The organism is Pseudonocardia hydrocarbonoxydans (assembly GCF_006539565.1).
GTDB lineage: Bacteria > Actinomycetota > Actinomycetes > Mycobacteriales > Pseudonocardiaceae > Pseudonocardia > Pseudonocardia hydrocarbonoxydans.
In genome coordinates this window covers 1-1,027 of record NZ_BJNG01000084.1, presented here as the reverse complement: position 1 = coordinate 1,027, position 1,027 = coordinate 1, and the positions used below count along the sequence as shown (strand labels likewise).

The 1,027-nt window shown below is 70.8% G+C and carries 1 pseudogene; it reads left to right on the top strand.

What is annotated here, in order from left to right:
* Nucleotides 1-44 precede the first annotated feature (44 nt).
* A pseudogene (locus PHY01_RS27865) lies at nt 45-1,014 on the top strand (IS5 family transposase).
* Nucleotides 1,015-1,027 lie beyond the last annotated feature (13 nt).

The following is a 1,027-nucleotide window of genomic DNA, read 5'->3' as shown; positions in this document are numbered from 1 at the left end:
AGTGTCTAACGGATCTTGGCTGGGTCATCGGCCAGGATGGGGCCGTGGCTGATCGTCAGGTTCTGTCGGATGAGGCGTGGGCGTGGCTGGAGCCGCGTCTGCCTGATCGGACCCCGCGCCGGGGTGGGCGGTGGCGTGATCATCGGCAGGTGATCGAGGCGATCGCGTGGAAGTACCGCACCGGGGCGGCGTGGCGGGAGATCCCGGCCGAGCGGTTCGGTCCCTGGCAGACCGCCTACGAGCGGCAGACCCGTTGGAGCGAGGACGGCACCTGGGCTCGGCTGTTCGCCGCCGCGCAGGCCGACGCCGATGCCCGTGGGGAGCTGGACTGGCTGGTCTCGGCGGACTCCTCGCTGGTGCGGGTCCATCAGCACGGCGCCGCGGCCCGGCGTATCGGCGGCAACGCCGCCACCGCACCGGGCCCGGTCTCGTGCCCGGACACGCTCACAGGGGGCTTGGTCGAATGACAAGAATTCCCGACTCGATCACCGGCGACGACGGGAACGACGTGTCCTCGCCGAGCCCTCCGACCATGCGATCGGCCGTTCCCGGGGCGGGCTGACCACCAAGGTTCACTGCGTCGTCGACGGGCGGGCGAGGCCGCTGGTGCTGCAGCTGACCGCCGGGAACGTCAACGACACCACGCAGTTCCCCCAGCTCATGGCCGGGATCCGAGTCCATCGTGCCGGACCCGGTCGGCCCCGGACCCGTCCGGACTACCTGCTGGCCGACAAGGGCTACAGCTCCCGCGCCAACCGCGAGGTGTTGCGGCGCCGCGGGATCGCCCACACCATCCCCGAACCTCGCGACCAGCAGGCCAACCGAGCCCGCCGGGGCTCGCGGGGCGGGCGCCCGGTCGGGTTTGACAAGACCCGCTACAAGCGGCGCAACACCGTCGAGCGAGGCTTCTGCCAGCTCAAACACTGGCGCGGCCTGGCCACCCGCTACGACCGAAACGCCCGCAACTACCTCGGAGCGCTCCAGCTCGCAGCCCTACTCACCTGGCTTCCATGATCGCTCAGACACT